Annotated in this window: 20 protein-coding genes; 12 read left to right on the top strand and 8 right to left on the bottom strand. The window is 70.4% G+C overall.

Going from position 1 to position 24,238, the window contains the following annotated elements:
* Window positions 1-12 precede the first annotated feature (12 nt).
* Window positions 13-1,392 (bottom strand): AMP-binding protein, encoded by a 1,380-nt coding sequence (locus ACW5E8_RS10325; RefSeq protein WP_456965446.1) that lies wholly within the window; start codon window positions 1,390-1,392, stop codon window positions 13-15.
* 112 nt (window positions 1,393-1,504) lie between these two features.
* On the opposite strand from ACW5E8_RS10325, the gene ACW5E8_RS10320 reads away from it, so the two are divergent.
* From ACW5E8_RS10320 to ACW5E8_RS10290, 7 genes are all read left to right on the top strand, one after another.
* Window positions 1,505-2,098 carry a 4'-phosphopantetheinyl transferase family protein gene (locus ACW5E8_RS10320; protein WP_456965445.1) on the top strand — a complete coding sequence of 198 codons (594 nt, stop codon included), beginning with the start codon at window positions 1,505-1,507 and terminating at the stop codon, window positions 2,096-2,098.
* Window positions 2,099-2,114: 16 nt separating this feature from the next.
* Window positions 2,115-2,765: a 16S rRNA (guanine(527)-N(7))-methyltransferase RsmG gene (gene rsmG / locus ACW5E8_RS10315; RefSeq protein ID WP_456965444.1), complete on the top strand. Its 651-nt coding sequence runs from the start codon at window positions 2,115-2,117 to the stop codon at window positions 2,763-2,765.
* Window positions 2,766-2,834: 69 nt separating this feature from the next.
* Window positions 2,835-3,623, top strand: a complete 789-nt coding sequence (locus ACW5E8_RS10310; RefSeq protein ID WP_456965443.1) for a ParA family protein — start codon at window positions 2,835-2,837, stop codon at window positions 3,621-3,623.
* A complete protein-coding gene (locus ACW5E8_RS10305; protein WP_456965442.1) occupies window positions 3,620-4,552 on the top strand; it encodes a ParB/RepB/Spo0J family partition protein in 933 nt (310 codons plus the stop codon). Before ACW5E8_RS10310 ends, ACW5E8_RS10305 begins: the two co-directional genes overlap by 4 nt.
* A gap of 204 nt (window positions 4,553-4,756) precedes the next feature.
* Window positions 4,757-4,993 carry a 50S ribosomal protein L28 gene (gene rpmB, locus ACW5E8_RS10300; protein ID WP_456965441.1) on the top strand — a complete coding sequence of 79 codons (237 nt, stop codon included), beginning with the start codon at window positions 4,757-4,759 and terminating at the stop codon, window positions 4,991-4,993.
* 10 nt (window positions 4,994-5,003) lie between these two features.
* A complete protein-coding gene (gene rpmG, locus ACW5E8_RS10295) occupies window positions 5,004-5,168 on the top strand; it encodes a 50S ribosomal protein L33 (protein WP_027070918.1) in 165 nt (54 codons plus the stop codon).
* Window positions 5,169-5,357: 189 nt separating this feature from the next.
* Window positions 5,358-8,816 (top strand): PAS domain-containing hybrid sensor histidine kinase/response regulator, encoded by a 3,459-nt coding sequence (locus ACW5E8_RS10290; protein ID WP_456965440.1) that lies wholly within the window; start codon window positions 5,358-5,360, stop codon window positions 8,814-8,816.
* Window positions 8,817-8,965: 149 nt separating this feature from the next.
* Here ACW5E8_RS10290 and ACW5E8_RS10285 read toward each other — a convergent pair whose 3' ends face one another.
* On the bottom strand, window positions 8,966-9,634 hold the full coding sequence (locus ACW5E8_RS10285; protein ID WP_456965439.1) for a response regulator: 669 nt from the start codon (window positions 9,632-9,634) through the stop codon (window positions 8,966-8,968).
* A 6-nt stretch (window positions 9,635-9,640) separates the two neighbouring features.
* Window positions 9,641-11,584, bottom strand: coding sequence for an acetate--CoA ligase (acs, locus tag ACW5E8_RS10280; RefSeq protein WP_456965438.1), 1,944 nt, complete (start codon window positions 11,582-11,584; stop codon window positions 9,641-9,643).
* Window positions 11,585-11,791: 207 nt separating this feature from the next.
* On the opposite strand from acs, the gene ACW5E8_RS10275 reads away from it, so the two are divergent.
* Window positions 11,792-13,219 carry a DcaP family trimeric outer membrane transporter gene (locus ACW5E8_RS10275; RefSeq protein ID WP_456965437.1) on the top strand — a complete coding sequence of 476 codons (1,428 nt, stop codon included), beginning with the start codon at window positions 11,792-11,794 and terminating at the stop codon, window positions 13,217-13,219.
* A 1,018-nt stretch (window positions 13,220-14,237) separates the two neighbouring features.
* Here the strand turns inward: ACW5E8_RS10275 and ACW5E8_RS10270 are convergent.
* The 4 genes from ACW5E8_RS10270 to ACW5E8_RS10255 all read right to left on the bottom strand — a co-directional run bounded on the left by ACW5E8_RS10270 (window position 14,238) and on the right by ACW5E8_RS10255 (window position 17,956).
* Window positions 14,238-15,908, bottom strand: a complete 1,671-nt coding sequence (locus tag ACW5E8_RS10270; protein ID WP_456965436.1) for a cation acetate symporter — start codon at window positions 15,906-15,908, stop codon at window positions 14,238-14,240.
* Window positions 15,905-16,213 (bottom strand): DUF485 domain-containing protein, encoded by a 309-nt coding sequence (locus tag ACW5E8_RS10265; RefSeq protein ID WP_456965435.1) that lies wholly within the window; start codon window positions 16,211-16,213, stop codon window positions 15,905-15,907. Before ACW5E8_RS10265 ends, ACW5E8_RS10270 begins: the two co-directional genes overlap by 4 nt.
* Window positions 16,214-16,332: 119 nt before the next feature.
* The gene (locus ACW5E8_RS10260; RefSeq protein WP_456965732.1) at window positions 16,333-16,662 is read right to left on the bottom strand and encodes a hypothetical protein; all 330 of its coding nucleotides are present in this window, start codon (window positions 16,660-16,662) and stop codon (window positions 16,333-16,335) included.
* An 85-nt stretch (window positions 16,663-16,747) separates the two neighbouring features.
* On the bottom strand, window positions 16,748-17,956 hold the full coding sequence (locus ACW5E8_RS10255) for a DesA family fatty acid desaturase (protein WP_456965434.1): 1,209 nt from the start codon (window positions 17,954-17,956) through the stop codon (window positions 16,748-16,750).
* Window positions 17,957-18,126: 170 nt separating this feature from the next.
* On the opposite strand from ACW5E8_RS10255, the gene ACW5E8_RS10250 reads away from it, so the two are divergent.
* The 4 genes from ACW5E8_RS10250 (at window position 18,127) to ACW5E8_RS10235 (ending at window position 23,562) form a co-directional block, all read left to right on the top strand.
* A complete protein-coding gene (locus tag ACW5E8_RS10250; protein WP_456965433.1) occupies window positions 18,127-19,131 on the top strand; it encodes a glutathione S-transferase family protein in 1,005 nt (334 codons plus the stop codon).
* A gap of 112 nt (window positions 19,132-19,243) precedes the next feature.
* Window positions 19,244-20,068, top strand: coding sequence for a bifunctional DNA-formamidopyrimidine glycosylase/DNA-(apurinic or apyrimidinic site) lyase (gene mutM, locus ACW5E8_RS10245; RefSeq protein ID WP_456965432.1), 825 nt, complete (start codon window positions 19,244-19,246; stop codon window positions 20,066-20,068).
* Between the two features lie 37 nt (window positions 20,069-20,105).
* A complete protein-coding gene (locus ACW5E8_RS10240) occupies window positions 20,106-20,669 on the top strand; it encodes an ECF-type sigma factor (RefSeq protein ID WP_456965431.1) in 564 nt (187 codons plus the stop codon).
* A gap of 28 nt (window positions 20,670-20,697) precedes the next feature.
* Window positions 20,698-23,562 carry a protein kinase domain-containing protein gene (locus tag ACW5E8_RS10235; RefSeq protein ID WP_456965430.1) on the top strand — a complete coding sequence of 955 codons (2,865 nt, stop codon included), beginning with the start codon at window positions 20,698-20,700 and terminating at the stop codon, window positions 23,560-23,562.
* Between the two features lie 3 nt (window positions 23,563-23,565).
* Here ACW5E8_RS10235 and ACW5E8_RS10230 read toward each other — a convergent pair whose 3' ends face one another.
* On the bottom strand, window positions 23,566-24,189 hold the full coding sequence (locus ACW5E8_RS10230) for a thymidine kinase (protein ID WP_456965429.1): 624 nt from the start codon (window positions 24,187-24,189) through the stop codon (window positions 23,566-23,568).
* Window positions 24,190-24,238: the final 49 nt, after the last annotated feature.

The following is a 24,238-nucleotide window of genomic DNA, read 5'->3' as shown; positions in this document are numbered from 1 at the left end:
ACGGGAAGGCAGTCACGCCCCCGACAGCAACTCCAGCAGCCGCTGGCGCGGCAGCTTTCCGGTCTCGTTGCGCGGCAGCGCCGGCACCAGGCGCAGCGGGCGCGGCAGGAACACCGGATCCACCGCGCCTCGCAGCGCGTCGCGGACTGTCGCTTCGTCCAGGCCCGGCGCCACGACCACGGCGGCCAGCCGGCGTATGCCGCTGGCATCGGGTTCGAGCTGCACCAGGGCGGCGTCGCGCACGCCCGGAATCGCCAGCAGGCGGTGGGTGAGGTCGGACAGCGAGGCGCGCTTGCCCGCGATCTCCAGCAGGTCGGACTGGCGGCCGCAGAGGCGGAAGCGGTCGCCGGGCAGCAGCTCGACGATGTCGGCCAGCGCCACCGGCGCCCCCAGGTGCGCGGCATGCACCAGCGTGCCATCAGGCTGCGGGTGCAGGTCGACGCCGGGCAGCAGCGTCCAGGCCTCTTCGCTGGCGGTGCGGCGGCGCGCGAGGATGCAGGTCTCGGTCGAACCGAACAGTTCGCGCACTTCGCAGCCGAAGGCGGCTTCCGCGGCGCCGGCAAGCTCCGGTGGCAGCGGCGCGGTGGAGGTGACGATGCCGGCCAGCGACGGCAGCGCCACGCCGGATTCGACCAGCGCGCGCAGGTGCACCGGCGTGGTCACCAGCAGCGGCGGCTGCGGCGCGGCGGCCAGTGCGGCGGCGATGTCGACCGGGAAGAACGGGCGCGCCTCGTGCACGGCCACGCCGCCGACCAGCGGCAGCAGCACCGACATCTCCATCCCGTACATGTGCTGCGGGGGCACCGTGGCGACCACGTGCGCGGCGCCGTCGGCGGGCAGCATGCCGACCAGCGCAGCCATGTTCTGCGCGGTGCTGGTGGCGAAGCTGCCCCAGGTCTTGGTGTTGGCCTTGGGCGTGCCGGTGCTGCCCGAGGTGTAGCCGATGGCGACGATGGCGTCCCGGGCCACGCAGGGCATGTCGCCGTCGGCGCGCGGCAGGACGTCGGGCAGGCGCAGGTAGTGCGGCAGCGGCGCGATGTCCTCGCAGCCACAGGCATCGGCATCGCCCAGGCAGTAGCTGTCGGGGTGGTGGGCGCGGACGTCATCGATCGCCGCGCGCGTGCGCGACGGCGGCAGCAGCGTCACCTGGCCCCGCACGGCGGCCGCGGCGAAGGCGACCAGGAAGCGGTAGCGGTCTTCGCAGAGATTCACCGCATAGGGGCGGTCGGGCAGCAGCGCAGCCACGCCGCGCACGTCGGCCAGGAAATCCGACAGCGCCACGCTGCCGTGCGCGCCGAATGCCAGGGGGCGCTCCGGCGCGCCGACCGCCAGTGGTGACGCCTGGTGGCTGGCGGCGTCCTGCCGCCCGTGGATGCTGATGACTGCCGACATGCGTTCGATTCTCCCGGACGCGCGTGCGTTCCCCGTGACTGCGGCCGGATCCCCACCGGCAGGGGCGGTACTTTACGCTGGCCGCCCCCGTGTCGAAAGGATCACCGCCCTGATGCCGCTTGCCGCCGGCCAACTCCAGCTCGGCCCCGTCCGCTGCGCCTGGCGGCCCTACCTGCACGGCCAGCCGGCCGAGCCGCTGGCGCGCGAGTGGCTGGCGAGCGAACTCGACACCGCCGCCGACACCCTGGCGATCCACCGCACGGAGCACGGCCGCCCGCTGCTGGGCGCGCCGCATGCCGACTGGGACGCGAGCTGGAGCCACAGCGGCGAAGGGCTGCTGATGGCGCTGGCACACGGGCTGCGCGTGGGCATCGACCTCGAGGTCCGGCGGCCGCGGCCCAAGGCCGGGGTGCTGGCCGACCGCTTTTTCGCCCCCGAAGAGGCCGCGGCGCTCGCGGCCATGCCCGACGCCCGGCGCGAGGCCGCCTTCGTCCGCCTGTGGTGCGCGAAAGAGGCAGTGCTGAAAGCACACGGCCAGGGCCTGTCCTTCGGCCTGCACCGGCTGGTCTTTGCGCCCGAAGGCGACGACTGGCGGCTCGACGCCTGCGATCCACTGCTCGGCACCCCGGCCGACTGGACGCTGCGCACCTTCCGCCCCGCGCCCGACTACATGGCCACCGTGGCCTGGCGCGCCCGCTGGACCTGAGCCGGCGCCGCCTACAATGGCGCCCATGCATACCGATCCCCACGCCGCGCTCGATGCCGGCCTCGCCGCGCTTGGCCTGGATCCGGCGCTGGCCAGCCCGCTGCGCCGCTACCTGGAACTGCTGGCGCGCTGGAACCGCACCTACAACCTGACCGCCATCCGCGATCCGGGCGAAATGGTCACCCTGCACCTGCTCGACTCGCTGTCGATGCAAGTGCATGCGCGCGGCATCGCATCGCTGGCCGACCTCGGCGCCGGCGCCGGCCTGCCTGGCATTCCCCTGGCGATCGCGCTCCCGGAGCTGCAGGTCACGCTGGTCGAGTCGAACGGCAAGAAGGCGCGCTTCCTGCGCGAGGTGGTGCGCACGCTCGGGCTCGCCAACGCGCGCGTGGCCGAATCGCGGGCCGAGGCGGTGGACATGCCCTGCGCCTTCGAGGCGATCACCGCCCGCGCCATGGCCACGCTGGCCGACATCCTGGCCGTCGGCGGGCACCTGCTCGCGCCGGGCGGCCGTCTGCTGGCGATGAAGGGCGCGCGCCCGGATGCCGAAATCGCGGCGCTGCCCGCCGGCTGGCAGGTCGAGGCGGTGCATCCGCTGGCCGTCCCGGGGCTTGACGCCGAGCGCCATCTGGTGGTGGTGGGCCGAGCGGCGCCAGCCGGGGCATAATCATCGACCCGGCCGGGGTTCCGGGCCGGGTCCTTCCGCCGCATTCCCTGCATCGAGGCAGCCGAGCCCATGGCCCGCATCATCGCCATCGCCAACCAGAAAGGCGGCGTCGGAAAGACGACGACGGCGGTGAATCTTGCCTCCGCGCTGTCGCAGACACCCAAGCGCGTGCTGCTGGTCGACCTCGACGCGCAGGGCAACGCCACCATGGGCAGCGGCATCGACAAGCGCGAGCTCGCGGCGTCCACCTGCGACGTGCTGCTGGAAGAAGTCGCCGCCGCCGATGCCGTGGTGCGCACGCCCGAAGGCTTCGACCTGCTGCCCGGGAACACCGACCTCACCGCCGCCGAGATCGAGCTGATGGACGAAGAGGGCCGCGAGCAGCGCCTCAAGCGCGCGCTCGATCCGCTGCGCCCGAAATACGACTACATCATCATCGACTGCCCGCCGGCGCTGTCGCTGCTCACGCTCAACGCACTCACCGCCGCCGACAGCGTGCTGGTGCCGATGCAGTGCGAGTACTACGCGCTGGAGGGCCTGAGCTCGCTGCTGCAGACCATCGAGGCGCTGAAGGCGCGGCTGAACCCGGGCCTCGAAATCGAAGGCGTGCTGCGCACCATGTACGACGTGCGCAACAACCTCACCAACGCGGTGTCCGCCGAACTCGTCACGCACTTCGGCGACAAGGTCTTCCGCACCATCGTGCCGCGCAACGTGCGCCTGGCCGAAGCACCCAGCCACGGCCAGAGCATCGTCGGCTACGACCGCGCCTCGCGCGGCGCCATCGCCTACCTCGGCCTGGCCGGGGAGGTGATCCGCCGCCAGCGCGAGCGCGAACAGAAGGAGAAGGCGGCATGACCGCTGGCAAGAAGGCGGCCCCCGCGAAGGCCGCCCCCAAGAAGCGCGGTTTAGGCCGCGGACTCGAAGCACTGCTCGGCCCCAAGGCCGCCGAAGAAGCCCCGGCGCTGGAAGCGCGTCCGGGCGACGCGCTGCGCACGCTGCCCGTGGACGCGCTGGCGCCCGGCAAGTACCAGCCGCGGCGGCACATGGACCCGGCCAAGCTCACCGAGCTTGCGGAATCGATCCGCGCCCAGGGCGTGATCCAGCCGATCGTGGTCCGCCAGCTGCCCGACCGCACCTTCGAGATCATCGCCGGCGAACGCCGCTGGCGCGCTTCGCGCGAAGCCGGCCTGGCCGAGATCCCGGTGGTGGTGCGCGAGGTCGACGACCGCACGGTCGTAGCCATGGCGCTGATCGAGAACATCCAGCGCGAGGACCTGAACCCGCTGGAAGAAGCGCAGGCCCTGCAGCGCCTGATCGACGAATTCGACCTGACCCACGCCGCGGCCGCGGAAGCCGTCGGCCGCTCGCGCGCGGCGGTATCCAACCTGCTGCGCCTGCTGGAGCTGCCGCCGGCGATCCGCGCACTGGTGGAGGCCCGCCGCCTGGAAATGGGCCACGCCCGCGCCCTGCTGACCCTGTCGCCGGAGCTGGCGAGCAAGCTGGCGTCTGATGCCGCGGAGCATGGCTGGTCGGTGCGCGAGGTGGAGCACCGCGCCCAGCAGTTTGCCGCGGGCCGCGTGCCCAGCACCGCGAAAAAGAAGGCCGGCAGCGGCGCGGCCAGGCCGCATGCGGACATCGTGGCGCTGGAGAACGAACTCTCGGAAGTGCTGGCGACCAGGGTCAGCATCGCCCACGGCCGCGGGAACAAGGGCAAGCTGGTGATCCACTACAGCGACCTGGATTCGCTGGACGGGGTGCTGGTGAGGCTGCGCCGCCAGCGCTGAGCTTGCCTGGAGGCGAAAAACCACGCACAATGCTCGGCTCGCTGCGTCCGGTCACCCTTGAGGTGGCCCCGGCGGCCCGGAGTGCGATCCGGCGCCCCGCCCGGCAGCGACCTTGACCCGCTTCGCATGGCATGCCCCGAAAGGGCTTGCCGGGGCCGCCGTCCCCCAGGCCATGGGGTACACCAATCACCATCGAGGTGCGTTATGTCCCGAGTTTGCCAGGTCAGCGGCAAGGGCGTGCAGACGGGTAACAACGTCTCACACGCCAACAACAAGACCCGCCGCCGTTTCCTTCCCAACCTGCACGAGCGCCGGTTCTGGGTCGCCAGCGAAAACCGCTGGGTGAAGCTGCGCGTGTCCGCCCATGCCATGCGCACCATCGACAAGAACGGCATCGACGTCGTTCTGGCCGAACTCCGCGCCCGCGGCGAAAAGGTCTGAGGAGAACACCATGGCTAGCAAGCGCGACAAGATCCGACTGATCTCCTCGGCCAACACCGGCCACTTCTACACCACCGACAAGAACAAGAAGAACACGCCCGGCAAGATGGAGATCAAGAAGTACGATCCCGTCGTCCGGAAGCACGTGATCTACAAGGAAGGCAAGATCAAGTAAGGCCTGCCTCCGAGTGTTCCGCGAGAAGCCCGCCGCAAGGTGGGCTTTTTCGTTTTTGGGAACGGCCATGGCCGCGATGGCACGCGCTATCCTCCCCCGGTGACTTGTGGGAGCGGCTATAGCCGCGATTGACAGTCGCGAACGCCGATCGCGGCTATAGCCGCTCCTACGGGAAGGAGGGGAACGCGGATGCTGCCGGGCTGGATCCTGCTGCTGGTCTCACTGGGATACGCGGCGCTGTTGTTCGCGGTCGCCTGGTGGGGCGACCGCCATCCGGTGCACATGCGCGCCGGCGGCACCTGGCTTCGGCCGCTGGTCTACAGCCTGTCGCTTGCGGTGTATTGCTCGTCGTGGACGTTCTACGGCGCGGTCGGTACCGCGACCCGCAACGGCATCGGCTATTTCGCGATCTACCTCGGCCCGCTGCTGATGCTGCTGTTCGGCTGGCGCATCCTCGAGCGCCTGGCGCTGGTCGCGCAGAGCCAGAGCACGGTCTCGATCGCCGACTTCATCGCCGCCCGCTACGGCCGTGCGCAGCGGCTGGCGGCCCTGGTCACGCTGATCGCGCTGATCGCGGCGGTGCCCTACCTCGCGCTGCAATACAAGGCGGTGGCGCTGAGCCTCAACGTGCTCGGCGGCGGCGACGAACTGCTGGACAGCATCGGCGACCCGGCACTCTATGTCGCGGTGCTGATGGCGCTGTTCGCGATCCTCTACGGCACCCGCCAGGTCGATGCCACCGAGCACCGCCCCGGCATGATGCTGGCGATCGCGCTGGAGTCGATGGTCAAGCTGGTGGCGCTGGTATTCGTCGGCGTGTTCGCCGTGTTCTGGTTCAAGGGCAGCGACCTGCCGCTGGCCGAGGCCACGACCGCCCTGCTGTCGCAGTCGGCGCCGACGGGCTTCATCGGCCAGACCCTGCTCGCCTTCGCCGCCATCATCTGCCTGCCGCGGCAGTTCCACGTGGCGGTGGTGGAATGCATGGACGTGTCCGACATCCGCCGCGCACGCTGGATGTTCGGCGGCTACCTGGTGCTGGTGTCGCTGGCGGTGCTGCCGATCGCGGCGGCCGGCCTGGCGATGCACGGCGGAAGCGCCGGCGCCTCCGCCGACACCCTGGTGCTGAGCCTGCCGCTGGCCGAGGGCCGCGACCTGCTGGCGCTGTTCGCCTACGTCGGCGGCTTCTCGGCCGCCACCGGCATGGTGATCGTGTCCAGCGTGGCGTTGGCGACCATGGTCTCCAACGACCTGGTGATGCCGCCGCTGCTGGCGCGCGGCTGGGCGCAGCGCCGCGGCGGCAACGTCGCCTCCACCGTGCTGTGGATCCGCCGCGTCGCCATCGTCTGCTTCGCGGCGATGGCCTACGGCTACTACCGGGTCAGCGGCAGCGACACCACGCTCGCGTCCTACGGCCTGATGTCGTTCGCGGCGGTGGCGCAGTTCGCGCCGGCGCTGATCGGCGGACTGTACTGGCGCGGCGCCAGCCGGCAGGGCGTCGAGGCCGGATTGCTGCTGGGCTTCGGGATGTGGATCTACACCCTGCTGCTGCCGACGCTGACCGAGGCGGGCTGGTTCGACGGCGCGTGGCTGCTGCAGGGGCCCTTCGGCATCGAATGGCTCCGCCCCTACCAGTTGTTCGGACTGGCCGGCTGGGACCCGCTGACCCATGGCACGTTCTGGTCGCTGCTCGCGAACATCGGCGCGCTGTTCATGGTCTCGGCGCGCTGGCGCCCGAGCTTCGAGGAGCGCCTGCGCACGGCGCCCTTCCTCGATCCCTATTCCTCAGCGCAGCTGCTTCCGGGCACCGGCGTGCCGCACTCCTCGGTACAGCTGGGCGACCTGATGACACTGGCCGGCCGCATCGTCGGCGAGTCGACCGCGCGCCGCGCCTTCGCCGACCACGCCGCCGGCAGCGAGCGCGAATTCGATCCGGCCACCCCCACCGACCGCGCCTGGGCGCAGTTCACCGAGCGCCTGCTGGCGGCCGCCATCGGTGCCGCCTCGGCGCGCCTGGTGATGACCAGCGCGCTGAAGGGCTCCGGCATGGACGTGGCCGAGGTGGTGGCGGTGCTGGACGAGGCCGGCCAGGACCTCAGGTTCGACCGCGCGATCCTCTCGGCCACGCTCGACAACCTCGACCAGGGCGTGAGCGTGGTCGACCGCGACATGCGCCTGGTGTCCTGGAACCTGCGCTATGCCGAAATGTACGGCTACCCCGAAGGCATGCTCTACGTCGGCCGTCCCGTGGCCGACCTGATCCGCTACAACGCCCTGCGCGGCGAGCTCGGCGGCGGCAGTCCCGACATCGACACCGAGGTCGAGAAGCGCATCGAGTACATGCGAGCCGGTTCGCCCCACGTGTTCGAACGCGTGCGCAGCACCGGCCAAGTGGTGGAGATGCGCGGCCAGCCGCTGCCCGGCGGCGGCTACGTCACCAGCTACAGCGACGTCACCGAATACAAGCGCGTCGAACGCGAGCTGCGCGAGGTCAACGAAACACTGGAGCAGCGCGTCGCCACCCGCACCCGCGAGGCCGAGGCTGCGCAGGCCTCGCGCACCCGCTTCCTCGCTGCGGTCAGCCATGACGTGCTGCAGCCGCTCAACGCCGCGCGCCTGTTCGCCTCCGCGCTGCGCGAGAGCGACACGGCCGCCGAGCAACGCCACCTCGCCGAACGCGTGGACACGTCGCTGCGCGCCGCCGAGGAACTGCTCGAGGGCCTGCTCGACGTCTCGCGCCTGGACACCGGCGCGCTGGAGCCGCAGCTCTCCGACTTCGACGCCGCCGAACTGCTGGCCGAGCTTGCCGCCCAGTACGCGCCGTTGGCCGCAGCCCGCGGCATCGACCTGCGCGTGCACGCGCGACACCTGCCCGTGCGCAGCGACCGCCGCCTGCTGCGCCGCGTGCTGCAGAACTTCCTGGCCAACGCACTACGCTATACCCGCGAGGGCCGCATCGTGCTCGCGGCCCGCCCGCGCGGCGGCGCCGTCGAACTGCAGGTCTGGGACACCGGCCCGGGCATCCCCGACTACCACCTGCGGCAGATCTTCGACGAGTTCTTCCGCATCGACCAGCCGGGCAGCTGGGATGCGCAGGGCCTGGGCCTGGGCCTGTCGATCTGCCAGCGCATCTCCAGCGTGCTCTCACATCCGCTGAACGTGCGCTCGCAGCCCGGCCGCGGCAGCATGTTCGCGATCCGCACACCGCGCTCGGCGCTGGCCGAACTGCCGCCCGCGCCGGTGCAGGCGATCAGCCTGCCCGACTCGCTCGACGGCATGCGCGTGCTCTGCGTGGACAACGACGTCGACATCCTCGCGGGCATGGTGCTGCTGCTGGGGCGCTGGAAGATCGAGGTGCTGCGCGCGACCACGGTCGACGAAGCGCTGCAGAAGATGGCCGAGACGCCAGACGTGCTGCTGGTGGACTACCACCTGCATGACCGCATGGATGGCCTGGATACACTCGACGCGCTGCGCGAGCATGGCCCCCGCGTGCCCGGCGCGCTGGTGACCGCCGACGGCAGCGACCAGGTGAAGCGCGATGCGCGCGCGCGGGGTTATCGCGTGCTGACCAAGCCGATCAAGCCGGCGTCACTGCGGGCGTTCCTGGCGGCGCAGCGGAGTGCGCATGTGGCCGGACATACGCCCTGACCACCGGACCGACCAACTGACGAGAGCCCTGTAGGAGCAGCTAAAGCTGCGACCAGCAGCCCGCGAGATCGATCGCAGCTGTAGCTGCTCCCACACGGGGTTGGGGGCGCGCGGATTGCATGGTTGGTGCGGGACGCACGCAGGAACGGTCAGTCGGCTTCGTCGGGCTGGGGCGCTACCGCGCCCGGCTCCAGCGCCAGCTTGCCGGCGATCAGCACCGCCTGGGTGCGGTTGTTCGCGCCGAGCTTCCGCAGGATCGCCGTCATGTGCGCCTTGATCGTGGCCTCGGACACGCCGAGTTCCCAGGCGATCTGCTTGTTGAGCAGGCCTTCGCCCAGCATCTGCAGCACGCGGAACTGCTGCGGCGTGAGATCGGCCACGCGCTGGGCGGCATCGTGTTCGTCGGCACCGGCGGCCGGAGCGGCATGCGCGGCGGCCGGGGCCCAGCGGTCGCCTTCCAGCACCTGGGTCAACGCCAGGCCCAGGGTGGCGGAGTCCACGGACTTGGGGATGAAGCCCATCGCGCCGTGGTCGAGCGCGCGGCGCATCACTGCGGGCTCCTCGCGCGCGGACACCACGACCACCGGCAGCTCCGGATGCTGCGCGCGCAGATGCACGAGCGCGCTGAAGCCATGCGCCCCCGGCATGTTGAGGTCAAGCAGCAGCAGGTCGGCGTCGGGCTCGGCCTCGACCAGCGCATAGAGCTTGTCGACGTTGTCGGCCTCGTGCAGCGTGGCGCCCGGCAGCACGCGCGCAACCGCCCCCCGCAGCGCTTCGCGGAACAGGGGGTGGTCGTCGGCGATCAGCAGGGTGGCCACGTGCGTCTATGCACCTCGTCGGTTGCCCAGCAGTGCGTCGACCACGGACGGGTCGGCCAGGGTGCTGGTGTCGCCGAGCTGGTCGGGCGCGTTCTCGGCGATCTTGCGCAGGATACGCCGCATGATCTTGCCCGAGCGCGTCTTCGGCAGCGCCGGCGCCCACTGCAGGAAGTCGGGCGATGCGATCGGGCCGATCTCCTTGCGGACGTGCGCAACCAGCTCCTTCAGCAGTTCGTCGCTTTCCACCTCGCCCGCCACCAGGGTCACGTAGGCGTAGATGCCCTGGCCCTTGACGTCGTGCGGGAAGCCCACCACCGCGGCCTCGGCCACCTTCGGGTGCAGCACCAGCGCGCTCTCGACTTCGGCGGTGCCGATGCGGTGGCCGGAGACGTTGATCACGTCGTCGACGCGGCCGGTGATCCAGTAGTAGCCGTCGGCGTCGCGGCGGCAGCCGTCGCCGGTGAAGTAGGTGCCGGGATACGCGGCGAAATAGGTGTCGAAGAAGCGCTCGTGATCGCCGTAGACGGTGCGCATCTGGCCCGGCCAGGAGTCGAGGATGACGAGGTTGCCCTCGGCCTCGCCCTCGAGGAAATTACCTGCCGGGTCCACGATCGCGGGCTGCACGCCGTAGAACGGCCGCGTGGCCGAGCCGGGCTTGGTCGGCCAGGCGCCGGGCAGCGGCGAGATCAGGATGCCGCCGTTCTCGGTCTGCCACCAGGTGTCGACGATCGGGCAGCGGCTGTCGCCCACGACATCGTGGTACCAGCGCCAGGCCTCGGGATTGATCGGCTCGCCGACGCTGCCAAGCAGGCGCAGCGACTTGCGCGAGGTGCGCTTCACCGGCTCCTCGCCCTCGCGCATCAGCGCGCGGATGGCGGTGGGCGCGGTGTAGAAGATGGTGACCTGGTGCTTGTCGACCACCTGCCAGAAACGCGAGGCGTCGGGATAGCTCGGCACGCCCTCGAACATCAGCGACGTGGCGCCGTTGGCCAGCGGGCCGTAGACGATGTAGCTGTGGCCTGTCACCCAGCCGACGTCGGCGGTGCACCAGTAGACGTCATCGTCCTTGATGTCGAACACGCACTCGTGGGTGAAGGACGCGAACACCAGGTAGCCGCCGGTGGTATGCAGCACGCCCTTCGGCTTGCCGGTCGAGCCCGAGGTGTAGAGGATGAACAGCGGGTCTTCCGCGTTCATGCGCTCGGGCTCGCAGGTGTCGGGCTGCTCGTCGACCACGGCGTCGTACCAGCGATCGCGCGGCATCTGCATGTCAACCGCGCCGCCGGTGTGGCGCACCACCAGCACGGTCTCGACGGTGGTGGTGCCCGGAAGCTTGAGCGCGGCATCGACGTTGGCCTTCAGCGGGACCTTCTTGGTGCCGCGCAGGCCTTCGTCGGCGGTGATGATCAGCTTGGCCTTGCAGTCGCCCACGCGGTCGGCGATCGAGTTGGCGGAGAAGCCGCCGAACACCACGTTGTGCACCGCGCCGATGCGCGCGCAGGCCAGCATCGCCACCGCGGCCTCGACGATCATCGGCAGGTAGATGGTGACGCGGTCGCCCTTGGCGATGCCGAGGTTGCGCAACGCATTGGCCAGGCGACAGACGCGGGCATGCAGCTCGCGGTAGCTGACGCGGAGGGCCTCGCCATCGGGCGAGTCGGGTTCGAAGATCAGCGCGGTCTTGTCGCCTCGCGTGGCGAGATGGCGATCGAGGCAATTGACGCTGACGTTGAGCTCGCCGTCGTCGAACCAGCGGATGCGGAAGTCCTTGCGGTCGAAGCTGACGTCGCGGATGCGGGTCGGCGGCTTCATCCAGTCCAGGCGCTGCGCGATGCGGCCCCAGAAAGCGTCGGGGTCGCGGATGGACTCGGCGTAGTCGCGCTCGTAGTCGGCCGGTTTGACGTTGGCCTGCGCGGCGAAGCCTTCGGGGACGGGATACAGATCGGTCATGGTGGTTCACCCTCCTGGAACGTGTCGACCCCAGTTTGCCGCATTGCAACGCAGCCGGGCTTAGACCTTGGTCTATCCGCGGGCCGGCATTCGACCAATGGCGAATAGGATCGCCCGGCGATGCAACGCAGCATCGTGCGGGCACCGTCCGGACAGCCACCTCGGCCCGGGCGGCCACACCGTGCGCCGCTATTCCGGAGGGAAACCATGACCGCACCGACCGCCCCCCAGGGGACATGCCTGGCCAGGCCCCGGCCTGCCGTGAAAGCCCCGCGGCGCCTGCTCGCGGCCGCCGTGATGGTCGCCCTGCTGGCGCCGGGCGTGGCGCTGGCCCAGACCGCCAAGGAGCGTGAGCTGGAAGCCCGCGTCGCCCAGCTCGAACGCATGGTGGAGCAGCTGCTGGCCGCGCAGGACCAGACCAGCGCCACCGTGGCCGAAACGCAGGCACAGGTGACCGAGGTCCGCACCGCCCAGGCCGCCGCGCCGGCCGCCCCCGCCGCCGACGATGGCAAGCCGCGGATCCAGTCCTCGCCGATCATGACCGCAGCCAGCCCGGGCACCACCTTCTCCTACGGCGGCATGATCAAGTTCGACACCATGGTCACCGACACCAGCGACGGCCGCATCGCCGACGGTGGTGCCGGCCGCATGTTCTACCTGCCCTCCACGATCCCCGTGGGCGGTCCCGGTGCGGACGGCGGCGACGCGTACTTCGACTCGCACGCCGCGTTCTCGCGCTTCTGGCTGGGCGCCGACCACGTCACCGAGGGTGGCGACAAGGTCAAGGCGCTGATCGAGGTCGACATGTTCGGCGGCGGCAGCGCGAACCTGGGCAACGAGGCCTCTACCAACACCCACGGCGTGACCGTGCGCCACGCCTACGTGAGCTGGAACGAGTGGATGGCCGGCCAGACCTGGTCGAACTTCATGGACGTCGCCGCGCTGCCTGAAGCGGTCGATTTCGTCGGCCCCACCGACGGCACGATCTTCGTGCGCCAGGCGCAGCTGCGCTACAGCAAGGGGCCGTGGTCGTTCTCGATCGAGAACCCTGAGACCACCGTCACGCCCTACCTGGGCGGTGCCCAGTTCCGCACGGGCGACAACAGCCTCCCCGACGTGACCGCTCGCTGGATCACCAAGGGCGACTGGGGCCACTTCTCGGTGGCCGGCATGCTGCGCCAGTACAAGTACGCGAACCAGGACGACAGCGGCGGCGCGGTCAGCGTCTCGGGCCGCTTCAACATCGGCGCCAACGACGACATCCGCTACGCCGTCAACGCCGGCTCCGGCATCGGCCGCTACCTGGCCTTCGGCCTGGGCAGCGACGTGATCGCCGACGCCAGCGGCAACATCCACGCACTCGACGGCTACGGCGCCTTCGTCGCCTGGCGCCATGCGTTCACGCCCAAGTTGCGCAGCAACCTGATGTACTCGCGCGCCGAGTTCGACAACGACAAGGCGCTCACCGGCTTCGGCGTCACCGAGATGGCGCATTCGTTCCACGCCAACCTGATCTACTCGCCGTTCCCGAAGCTCGACATCGGCGCCGAACTGATCTTCGGCCAGCGCTTCCTCGAGGACGATCGCGAGGGCGACCTGAGCCGCCTGCACACGCATATCAAGTATTCGTTCTGAGGCACGCCCGCGGCGCCTTCGGGCGCCGCATTCTTTCGGAAAGCATCCCGCACCGCCCGGCACCCAGCGTGCCGGGCTTTTTTCTGGTTCATCTCCCAAGTCCGGGGAAACCGCTTCGACGAGGAGTGCCTGCTTCTTTCGCTACGCCTCACCGTGACCTGGAGGGCCCCGCCGCGGCCGGGAGGCCTTCGCGGCTCATGTCCCCCGGCATCCGCCTGGCGGCGGATGCCTCCTCCTTTACTTCCCCGCGAAGGCCTCCCGGCCACGACGGCGCTCGGCGTTGCTGCAGGTGCGCGGGATACCGGCTTTGCTCCCGGGGTCACCGCGTACTGTTGCGCACCGGGTGCCAAGGCCCTTGAGAGCGAAGTCAAGGAGGAGGCGATGGCCGCAGGCCAGCGCCGGGGGACATGAGCGCTCAAGGGCCTTGGCACCCGGCACCCGCGCTATCGCGCCATTCCCTCAGTTGGGAGAAGAACCTTTTTTCTTCGTGGGTCCTGCGGGATGGCGGCGCGCTACGGGTGACGGTGATGTGCAGGCAATTCGCGGCATGTCGCAGCTATAGCCGCTCCCACAGATAGAAGCGCTGCGCCCTCCTGGTGCCATCAACCTCCCGTGCGGCCGTCTGCTCTTCCCATCAGCCGCCGCCATGTTCTGATGGCAGGTCGATGGGTGCGCAGTGGGCATTCGGGAGCGGCGCAGCCGCGACGCCCACGGAGTACCCATCGATCTGCCCCTCGCAGCGCACGCCGCTGCAGCTGTCACCAGCGACATCGCTGATGTCGACGCTATTGGTTCTGGTTCTGGTTCTTGTTCTGGTGTGGCTGTTGGTGTTGGTGTTGGTGTTGGTGTTGGTGTTGGTGTTGCGTAGGCGTAGGCCTTGACGTTGCCGCGACCCGCGACCTGCGACCTGTGGCAAAGATGAGGGCATGGCGCTGCAATGCGTCGCAAGCAAAGAAAGAGGGGCGTGCACTCGGTGCACGCCCCTCCTTTCTACTCTGTCGCTATGGGGCGTGGATCATCAGTGGTCGCTGGCCGACGTCGCCCCGATGCCGGTCTCGCTGCGCACGCGCAGCGCGTCGAATGCGGCGCGTTCACTGGTGGCGCGTGCACTGCGGTCCAGCGTCGAGAACAGCCAGATCGAGATGAACGCCAGCGGGATCGACAGGATGCCCGGGTTCGGGAAGGGCACGATCGGCGCGGCGTTGCCGAACACGTCCACCCAGACCGTGCTGCTGAGCAGCACCCACCCCGTGGCCACGGTCAGGCCCACGAAACCGCCGATGGTCGCACCGCGCGTGGTGCAGCCGCGCCATGCGATCGACAGCACCAGCACCGGGAAGTTGGCACTGGCCGCGACCGCGAAGGCCAAGCCCACCATGAACGCCACGTTCTGGTTCTCGAACACGATGCCCAGCAGGATCGCGATCACGCCCAGGGTGACGGTGGAGATGCGCGAGATCTTCAGCTGCTGCTTCTCCGTGGCCCGGCCACGCGCGAACACGTTGGCGTACAGGTCGTGGGAGATCGCAGCCGCACCGGCCAGGGTCAGGCCCGCCACCACCGCCACGATCGTGGCGAAGGTGACCGCGGCCAGGAAGCCCAGCAGCAGGCTTCCGCCGACCGCGTTGGCGAGGTGCACCGCCACCATGTTGGTGCCGCCGATCAGGCCCTTGATCATGTCGAAGGAACCGTCCGACGCGACTTCGAAGAACTGCGGGTTCCTGACCAGCAGGGCGATGCCACCGAAGCCGATGATAAAGGTCAGCAGGTAGAAGTAGCCGATGAACGAGCTGGCCCAGATCACCGACTTGCGCGCTTCCTTGGCGTTGGGGACGGTGAAGAAGCGCATCAGGATGTGCGGCAGGCCCGCGGTACCGAATGCCAGGGCAAGCCCGAGCGACAGCGCGTTGAGCGGATTTCCGCTGACCTGCGAACCCGGGGCCATGATCGCGCTCCCGGTCGGATGCACCCTCACGGCCTCGGCCAGCAGGACGTCGGGATTGAACTGGAACGCCATCAGCACCAGGAAGGCCATCAGCGTGGCGCCGATCAGCATCAGCACCGCCTTGATGATCTGCACCCACGTGGTCGCGGTCATGCCGCCGAAGCCCACGTACATGATCATCAGCGCGCCAACGATCACCACCGCCAACTCGTAGCGGATGCCGAACAGCAGCACGATCAGCTTGCCCGCGCCCACCATCTGCGCGATCAGGTACAGCGCGATCACCAGCAGCGAGGCGCTGGCAGCGAGCACGCGCAGCGGGGTCTCCGACAACCGGTACGAAGTCACGTCGGCAAAGTTGTAGCGGCCGAGGTTCCGCAGCCGCTCGGCGATCAGGAACATCACCACCGGCCAACCGAACAGGAAGCCGATGGCATAGATCATGCCGTCGAAGCCGCTGACGTAGACCATGCCGGCGATGCCGAGGAAAGAGGCGGCGGAAAGATAATCACCGGCGATCGCCAGGCCGTTCTGGAAGCCGGTGATGCCGCCGCCGGCGGTGTAGAAGTCCGACGTGGTCTTGGTGCGCTTGGCCGCCCAGTACGTGATGTACATCGTCGCGGCGATGAAGACCAGGAACATGACGATGGCCGGGGTGTTGGCCTGTCCTGGAGCCTGCGCAAACGCCGGCAGGGGGAGCAGGGCCGCAGACAGGGCCACTGCGGCAGCGATGCGGGCCCTCATGCGACGTCCCTCACGATGGCGTCGATCAGCGGGTCGTAATGCTTGTTCGACAGGTGCACGAAGGCGGCGATCATCAGCACCGCGCTGACCGCCACGATGACCGCGGCCAGCACGCCCACGCTCATGGTGTAGCCCGCGCCGATCGGCTGCGCGAACACGTCCGGCCAGAAGGCCAGAGTGAGGATGAAGCCGGAATACACCACCAGCATCAACAGGAAAAAGCCGAGGCTGGCACGACCACGCCGCCTGTGCAGTTCCTGGTACTTGGGATGCGCGAGCACCCGTTCCACCAGATCGTTCGTCATTGCGTGTCCCTCCCGGTTGTGCGGACGCTGCCCGAATGTAGGAGCAGGCCCGGGGAACCGGACAGACGACTTTGGTAGTAGGTCGGCGACGGAGCGGCGCAAACGCCGGCGGGTGCGCGCTATCGGGGCGGAGCGGCCAGCTCCGCGGCGTCGAGGAAGCCGTCGCCGTTGGCGTCCTGGCGCACGAATCGCGCGGACAGGCGCTCCCGATGCTGCTCCAGGCTCACCGCGCGGCCGCGGCCACCCGGGAGTTCGTCCGGGGTGAGCACGCCGTCGCCGTTGCGGTCCATGCCGTGGAAGGCGTAGCCCATCCAGTCGATGTATTCAGCCAGCGACACCCGGCCGTCAGCATCGCTGTCCATGCGCTCGAGATACTCGCGCGTCGCGGTGACCTGGGCCGCTGCCGGCACCGGCGTGCCGGCCGCGTAGATCCCCGCGGCCAGGGCAATCGCGGAAACGAAACGGCCCGGCTGTCTCCAGCCGGGCCGTCGATGGATGCGTGGCGCCACGGACACCGTGCCTGCGCCCGCCGCCTCAGCCGCGCGCCGGCTGCAGCGAGTAGCCCTTCAGCCGCGCGGCGTAGTCCTGCAGCGCGCGGATGCCGCTGGCCTCGGCCTCGCGGCACCAGGCCTGCAGGTTGGCCAGCGATTCGGAGGCGTCGTGGCTGCGCGCCTCGAGCAGCGCCGCCAGGCGGGCGCGGTGTTCAACCACGGTGCGGATGCGCGGGCGCTGCTGGACCCAGTCCTGCAGCTGCGCGCGTGCATCGGGCTTGAGCCAGCGGCCGTCGTCGACCAGGCCACGGCGGAGCTGCCGGGGCAGCAGCGCGCGCAACTTGGCGCCCGCGGCGGCGGCCTCTTCGCGCAGGGCCGGCTTGAGCACGCGCTTCTGGTAGTCGGTCATGGCCTGGAAGCGCAGCGCCAGCAGGGCCTTGAGGGTGTCGGTGTCGGGCACGTGGATGTTCGGGCGCACGTCGAGCGAGGGCGCGACACGCAGCACCTTCGCCAGGCGCAGCGCCTGCAGGCCCTTGATCACGGCCCAGCCGATGTCGAACTCCCAGCGGCGCAGGGCGAACTTGGCCGAGCTCGGGAAGGCGTGGTGGTTGTTGTGCAGCTCTTCGCCGCCGATCCATACCGCCCAGGGGCTCAGGTTGGTGGCGGTGTCGGTGGTCTCGAAGTTGCGGTAGCCCCACCAGTGGCCGAGGCCGTTGACCACGCCCGCGGCCCAGAACGGGATCCACGCCATCTGGATCGCCCAGATCGCCACGCCCGCCGCGCCGAACAGGAGGATGTTGATGGCCAGCATCAGCACCGGTCCCATGGTGGCGTAGGGGGTGTAGAGCTTGCGCTCGATCCAGTCGTCGGGCGTGCCGCGGCCGTACTGCTCCATGTCCGCGCGGTTCGCACGCGCCTCGCGGTAGAGCTCGGCGCCGCGCCAGAAGACCGCCTTGATGCCCTTGTGCATTGGGCTGTGCGGATCTTCCTCGGTCTCGCAGCGCGCGTGGTGCTTGCGATGGATGGCCACCCATTCACGGGTGATCATCGACGTGGTCAACCAGCCCCAGAAGCGGAAGAAGTGCGCGAGCACAGGGTGGAAATCCACGCCGCGATGGGTCTGGCTGCGGTGCAGGTACAGCGTGACCGTGAAGATCGTCAGCTGGGTGACAACCAGGAAATAGGCGAACAATCCCCAGAGACCGGATTGGACAAGGCCGCCGGCGAGGAATTCGAGCAGGGAGACGGGCATGGCGTTGGGGGGTCAGGGCAAGTACGCCATCCATGATGGGACGCGTTCGGGCCGATTGCCACCCCTGCGCCGGCGCATGCGACAGGCGGGCGACAGGTCCGGGCGGGCGTTGCCCCACCGTGACGCCACCGCGTGCATGCTTGGACGCCACGCCACACGGGAGCACGGCCATGGGCCTGCTGATCGACGGCCGCTGGGTCGACCAGTGGTACGACACCTCCAGCACCGGCGGGCGCTTCGTCCGCACGGACGCCCAGTTCCGCAGCTGGATCACGCCCGACGGCCGTCCGGGCCCCAGCGGCGAGGGCGGCTTTGTCGCCGAGCCCGGGCGCTACCGCCTCTACGTCTGCCTGGCCTGTCCCTGGGCGCACCGCACGCTCATCTTCCGCGCGCTGAAGGGCCTGGAGGAAATGATCCCGGTCTCGGTGGTGAACCCATACATGGGCGAGCACGGCTGGAGCTTCGCGCCCGGTGACGGCGTCGTGCTGGACCCGGAGGGCGCGCGCTATCTCTACGAGGTCTACCTGCGCGCCCGGTCCGACTACAGCGGACGCGTGACGGTGCCGGTGCTGTGGGACCAGGCCAGGCACACCATCGTCAACAACGAGTCGGCGGAAATCATCCGCATCCTGAATTCGGCCTTCGACGATGTCGGCGCGCAGCCCGGCGACTACGCGCCCCCGGCGCTGCTGCCGGACATCGACGCGCTCAACGCCCGCGTCTACGACGCCATCAACAACGGGGTGTACAAGGCCGGCTTCGCCACCGGACAGGACGTCTACGAGCAGGAGGTGGGCCGACTGTTCGACGCGCTGGACGACATGGACCGACGCCTCGCGGGGCAGCGCTACCTGCTGGGCGAACGCGTCACCGAGGCCGACTGGCGGCTGTTCACCACCCTGCTGCGCTTCGACCCCGTGTACCACGGCCACTTCAAGTGCAACCTGCGGCGCATCGCCGACTATCCCCATCTGTCCGGCTACCTGCGCCAGCTCTACCAGTGGCCCGGGGTGGCCGGCACCGTCGACTTCGACCACATCAAGCAGCACTACTACCGCAGCCATCCCACGATCAACCCGAACGGCATCGTGCCGCTCGGCCCGGTGCAGGACCTGGACGCACCGCACGGGCGCGGACACCTGCCCGCCGCACCGGCGCCGTCCACGGCCGCGTAGGCGCAAGGCGCGGGCAGCAGCGTGGCGACCGCGCGCCGACCGCGGACGCCACCCGCCTGACTGCCGGCGTCCGCGGCTTGCGCCATCGCGCGCCCATCCCCACCTTGCACCCATGCCCGAGCTGCCCGAAGTCGAGACCACCCGCCGCGGCCTGGCGCCGCACGTGGAAGGCGCGCGCGTCCAAGGGGTGCTGCTGCGCCGCCCCGACCTGCGCTGGCCGATCCCGGCCGAGGTCGGCGCGCAGCTGCCAGGCCAGCGCATCGACGCCGTGCGCCGGCGCGCCAAGTACCTGCTGCTCGACACCGCCGCCGGCAGCGCGCTGCTGCACCTGGGGATGTCCGGCAGCCTGCGCGTGCTGCCCGCCGACACCACGCCCGGGCCGCACGACCACGTCGACATCGCCCTCACCGGCCGCGGCGGCGCGGCGCGCGTGCTGCGCATGACCGACCCGCGGCGCTTCGGATGCCTGCTCTGGCAGCCGCCGGGCGAAATCCATCCGCTGCTGGCCGGCCTGGGGCCGGAGCCGCTGGGAGACGACTTCGACGGCGACTACCTCTTCAGCCGCAGCCGGGGCCGCCGGGCACCGGTGAAGTCCTTCCTGATGGACCAGCGGATCGTGGTGGGCGTGGGCAACATCTACGTTGCCGAAGCGTTGTTCGCGGCCGGCGTGTCGCCACTGCGCGCCGCGGGTCGCGTCTCGCGGGAGCGCTACGGGCGGATCGCAGGCGAGATCCGCACCGTCCTGGCCCACGCCATCGCCCGCGGCGGCACCACCCTGCGGGACTTCATTTCGCCCGACGGTGCACCGGGCTACTTCGAACAGGAGCTTTCGGCCTACGGCCGCGGCGGCGAGCCCTGCCCGCGCTGCGGCCGGCCCCTGCGCCAGGCCCTCGTCGCCCAGCGGGCCACCGTCTGGTGCGGCACCTGCCAGCGCTGAGCGCAGGCGCTATGATCGGACGTCCGAGGGGAGCCCCATGTCCGACACCGCAGAGATCACGCTGTTGCTCGACGCCGCCCGCGACGGCGACCGCGGCGCGCTCGATCGCGTGCTCGCCACCTTGTACCAGGAGCTGCACGGCATGGCCCGGCGGCAACTGGCGGGTCAGTATGGGCAGACACTCGACGCCACCGCGCTGGTGCACGAGGCCTACCTGAAGCTGATCGGCCGCCGCGAGGCCCGCTTCGACGACCGCGCGCACTTCTTCGCCTATGCCGCATCCGCGATGCGCAGCGTGGTGGTCGACTACGCGCGCCAGCGCATGGCGCAGAAGCGCGGCGGCGACCTCCACCGGGTCACCGACCTGCCCGAGGACATCGAGGGCGGCCTGCGCCTGGACGAGGACATGCTCGCGCTCGACGTCGCGCTCGACCGCCTCGCCGCGGTCGACCAGCGCCTGGCCCACGTGGTCGAACTGCGCTACTTCGGCGGCCTGTCCGAGGTCGAGATCGCCGAGCTGCTCAAGCGTTCCGAGCGCAGCATCCGCCGCGACTGGCAGAAGGCCCGGCTGTACCTCCTCGCCTCGCTGAAGGCGGACTGAGGAGGCGCCCGGCGGGCGCGCGCGGCTGATGGATGCCGACCGCTGGCAACGCCTGTCCCCGCTGCTCGATGCCCTGCTCGAGCTCGAGCCGATGGCGCGCGCGCAGAGCCTGGCCTCGCTGCGCGAAGACGACCCGGCGCTGGCGGCCGACCTCGAAGGCCTGCTGGAGCTGGAAGAGGGCCAGGAAGATTTCCTCTCCGAACCCGTGGTCTCGCAGCTGCCGCTGGCGCGCGCGGACGCGGTCATCGGTCCCTACCGCCTGGAGCGCATGCTCGGCGAAGGCGGCATGGGCCAGGTCTGGCTGGCCAGCCGCGCCGATGGGCTCTACCAGCGCCGCGTCGCACTGAAGCTGCTGCGCCCGGGCCTGGCCGATCCCAACCTGCGCCTGCGCTTCACCCGCGAGCGGCAGATCCTGGCGCGCCTGGAACACGCCCATATCGCACGCCTGCTCGACGCCGGCATCAGCGCCGACCAGCAGCCCTACCTGGCGCTGGAGTATGTGGATGGCGAGCCGATCACCGACTGGTGCCGGATGCGCGAGCCCACGGTCGAGGCGCGCCTGCGCCTGTTCCTGCAGGTCTGCGAAGCGGTCAGCCACGCCCACGCCAACCTGATCGTGCACCGCGACCTGAAGCCCTCGAACATCCTGGTGACGCCGCTGGACGAGGTGCGCCTGCTCGACTTCGGCATCGCCAAGCTGCTCGACACGCCCGACGTCGGCGCCGAGGGCACGCGCACCGGCGTGCGCGCGTTCACCCTGCACTACGCGGCCCCCGAACAGATCCGCGGCGAGCCGGTCACCACCATGACCGATGTCTATTCGCTGGGCGTGGTGCTCTACGAGATGCTGTCGGGCTGCAAGCCGTACCGGCTCAAGCGCAAGAGCGATGCCGAGTGGGAAGAGGCGATCCTCAGCGCCGACCCGGCGCGGCCGTCGGTGGCGCTGCAGCGCGCGGCCGCCGAAGCCGCCACTGAGTCCACGCCGACGGTGCCGGCACCCACCACGGCCCAGGTCAGGCGCGATGCGCGCCGCATCGCCGGCGACCTCGACAACATCGTGCTCAAGGCGCTGTCGAAGCGGCCCGAGCAGCGCTATCCCTCGGTCGAAGCGATGGCCCAGGACGTCCGCCGGCACCTCGATGGCAAGCCGGTGCGCGCGCGCGCGCAGAGCATCGCGTACCGGGCGCGCAAGTACCTCGGCCGCCACCGCTGGGCGCTGGGCACCGCGGCGGCGATCGCCGTGGTGCTGGTGGCGGCGCTGGCGATCGTGGGCTGGCAGGCACAGCAGGCGGTGCAGCAGGCCGCGCGTGCACGCGCACTGCAGAGCTTCATGGTGGGCCTGTTCGAGAACGCGGGCAGCGCGCCCGGTGGCGCGCACATCGACGTGCGCCGGCTGCTGGAAGACGGCGTTCAGCGCGGCGAGCTCGAGCTTGCGCAGCAGCCGGTGGCGCTGGCGGAACTCCTGGGCGTGGTTGCGCGGTTGCGCGCCGGCCTCGGTGACTACACCCAGGCGCTGGCGCTGCAGCAGCGCCAGGCCGCGGTCATCGCCGACATCGCGCGGCCGCCAGCGGCCCTGAACCTGCAGGCCGCGACCGACATGGGCCGCATCCGCCGGCTGCTCGGCCAGCCCGGCGCCTGCCGCGCCGCAATGCAGCCACTGCAGGCCGTGGCGCTGCGGGAACAGGAGCGGCTGCCGCAGCTGGCGGCGGACTTCCACACCCAGCTCGGGCGTTGCCTGCGCGACGAAGGCGAACTGGATGCCGCACGCATGGGCTTCCAGCGCGCGCTGGCGATCCGCCGCACGGCGGCGCTGCCAGATACCGGCGTGGTCGAAAGCCTTTCAGACCTTGCCACCCTGCGCGCGGCGGCGGGCGAGAGCGCGCTGGCGCTGCGTGAGCAGCGCGCGGCCCTGGAGCTGCTGCGCACGCGCGTGGGACTGCGCCACCCGGAGGCGATCGCGATCCTGCGCGCGACCTGCTCGCTGCACCGCGAGCTGGGCGACCTGCATTCGGCCGAAGCCGATTGCCGCGAAGCGCTTGAACTCGCGCTCGAGATACGCGGCCCGCAGCATCGCGACACGGTGGATGGGCGCCGGCAGCTGGCCGCGCTCCTGGTCGACAACGGACGCCTGGGCGAGGCCGAGGTGATCTTCCGTGACGCGCATGCGTGGCTGGTGTCGCGCCTGGGCAGCCAGCACGCCGACGTCGCCCGCAACGACAACAGCATGGCCATCGTGGCCTGGGAGCGCGGCGACCTTGGCGACGCCATCGCCGGACTCGAGCGGTCCAACGCGCTCTGGCGGAAGCTCGGCAACGAGACGATGCTCGCCGCGGGCCTCTTCAACGAAGCCCTGGTACTGCACGAGGCCGGCGACCAGGTGCGTGCGGCGCGGCTGCTGGAGGAGTCACTGCAGCTGCGCAGCGAGCGCTTCGGCAGCGACCACGGCCTGGTCGGCGCCACCCTGCGCCTGGCCGGCGAAGTGGATGCCGCGCGCGGCCATGACGCCACGGCGCTGGCGGCGCTGCGCCGTGCGGTGGCCCTGACCAGCGCGGGCTACGGCGCGGCGCACCCCGCCGCCCGGCGCGCCGAGCTGGCGCTGGCGCAGTTCGAGGCCACGCGCGGTACGCACGGCGCGCTGGCCCGGCTCGACCACCTCGCCGGCCTGCCCAAGACCGACACCGAGCTGCGCAAGATCGCCTGGCGCGCTCAGGCGGTCGCCGCCGCGCTGCGCTGCCACGGCCCGCGGCGCGAGGAATCCCTGGCCGTGTTCACCGCGCTGGAGCAGCTGGTCCAGATGGCACGCCCCGAGGGCGGCGTGGTGGTGCGCGAAGTGCGCCACTGGCGGCGGCACTGCGACGCACCGCTGGCCTTCGCGGCGGTCGCCGCGGACTGAGCCTCAGTCGAGTTTCAACGCCGGCTGCAGCGGCTCGATGCGGCCCTCGCCGCGCCGGATGCGCTTGAACTCCGCGCGACTGACCGAGACATAGCGCTCGTTGCCGCCGATCTCCACCTGCGGCCCGTCCTGCACTGCGCGTCCCTGGTCGTCCACGCGCACGGTCATCGTGGCCTTGCTGCCGCTGTGGCAGATGGTCTTGATCTCCTGGATCTCGTCGGCCCAGGCCAGCAGATGGCGACTGCCTTCGAACAGCTCGCCCTGGAAATCGGTGCGCAGGCCATAGCAGAGCACCGGCACGCCAAGCGCATCCACCACCTCGGACAGCTGCCAGGCCTGTGACCGGCTGAGGAACTGCGCCTCGTCCACGAGCACGCAGTGCAGGCGCCCTCCGGCGGCGATGTCGGCCTGCACGACCGCTTGCAGGTCGGAGTCGCGGCCGAAGGCCAGGGCCTCGGCCTGCAGGCCGATCCGGGACGCCACGCGGCCGCTGCCCGCGCGGTCGTCGAGCGCGGGCGCAAGGATCAGCACCCGCATCCCGCGTTCGCGGTAGTTGTGCGCGGATTGCAGCAGGGTGGTGGTCTTCCCCGCGTTCATCGCCGAATAGTAGAAATAGAGCTTGGCCATTCGGGGAATTCTAACGGGAGCGCCTGCGCGTGCGCTGCCCGCGGCGCCC

It is taken from the genome of Luteimonas sp. A649, from assembly GCF_054072735.1.
This window is presented reverse-complemented; position numbering and strand designations above follow the sequence as displayed.

Coding starts and splice junctions, on each gene's coding strand:
- ACW5E8_RS10325 (WP_456965446.1), bottom strand. CDS start 1,392: ATGTCGGCAGTCATCAGCATCCACGGGCGGCAGGACGCCGCCAGCCAC.
- ACW5E8_RS10320 (WP_456965445.1), top strand. CDS start 1,505: ATGCCGCTTGCCGCCGGCCAACTCCAGCTCGGCCCCGTCCGCTGCGCC.
- rsmG (WP_456965444.1), top strand. CDS start 2,115: ATGGCGCCCATGCATACCGATCCCCACGCCGCGCTCGATGCCGGCCTC.
- ACW5E8_RS10310 (WP_456965443.1), top strand. CDS start 2,835: ATGGCCCGCATCATCGCCATCGCCAACCAGAAAGGCGGCGTCGGAAAG.
- ACW5E8_RS10305 (WP_456965442.1), top strand. CDS start 3,620: ATGACCGCTGGCAAGAAGGCGGCCCCCGCGAAGGCCGCCCCCAAGAAG.
- rpmB (WP_456965441.1), top strand. CDS start 4,757: ATGTCCCGAGTTTGCCAGGTCAGCGGCAAGGGCGTGCAGACGGGTAAC.
- rpmG (WP_027070918.1), top strand. CDS start 5,004: ATGGCTAGCAAGCGCGACAAGATCCGACTGATCTCCTCGGCCAACACC.
- ACW5E8_RS10290 (WP_456965440.1), top strand. CDS start 5,358: ATGCTGCCGGGCTGGATCCTGCTGCTGGTCTCACTGGGATACGCGGCG.
- acs (WP_456965438.1), bottom strand. CDS start 11,584: ATGACCGATCTGTATCCCGTCCCCGAAGGCTTCGCCGCGCAGGCCAAC.
- ACW5E8_RS10275 (WP_456965437.1), top strand. CDS start 11,792: ATGACCGCACCGACCGCCCCCCAGGGGACATGCCTGGCCAGGCCCCGG.
- ACW5E8_RS10270 (WP_456965436.1), bottom strand. CDS start 15,908: ATGAGGGCCCGCATCGCTGCCGCAGTGGCCCTGTCTGCGGCCCTGCTC.
- ACW5E8_RS10265 (WP_456965435.1), bottom strand. CDS start 16,213: ATGACGAACGATCTGGTGGAACGGGTGCTCGCGCATCCCAAGTACCAG.
- ACW5E8_RS10255 (WP_456965434.1), bottom strand. CDS start 17,956: ATGCCCGTCTCCCTGCTCGAATTCCTCGCCGGCGGCCTTGTCCAATCC.
- ACW5E8_RS10250 (WP_456965433.1), top strand. CDS start 18,127: ATGGGCCTGCTGATCGACGGCCGCTGGGTCGACCAGTGGTACGACACC.
- mutM (WP_456965432.1), top strand. CDS start 19,244: ATGCCCGAGCTGCCCGAAGTCGAGACCACCCGCCGCGGCCTGGCGCCG.
- ACW5E8_RS10240 (WP_456965431.1), top strand. CDS start 20,106: ATGTCCGACACCGCAGAGATCACGCTGTTGCTCGACGCCGCCCGCGAC.
- ACW5E8_RS10235 (WP_456965430.1), top strand. CDS start 20,698: ATGGATGCCGACCGCTGGCAACGCCTGTCCCCGCTGCTCGATGCCCTG.
- ACW5E8_RS10230 (WP_456965429.1), bottom strand. CDS start 24,189: ATGGCCAAGCTCTATTTCTACTATTCGGCGATGAACGCGGGGAAGACC.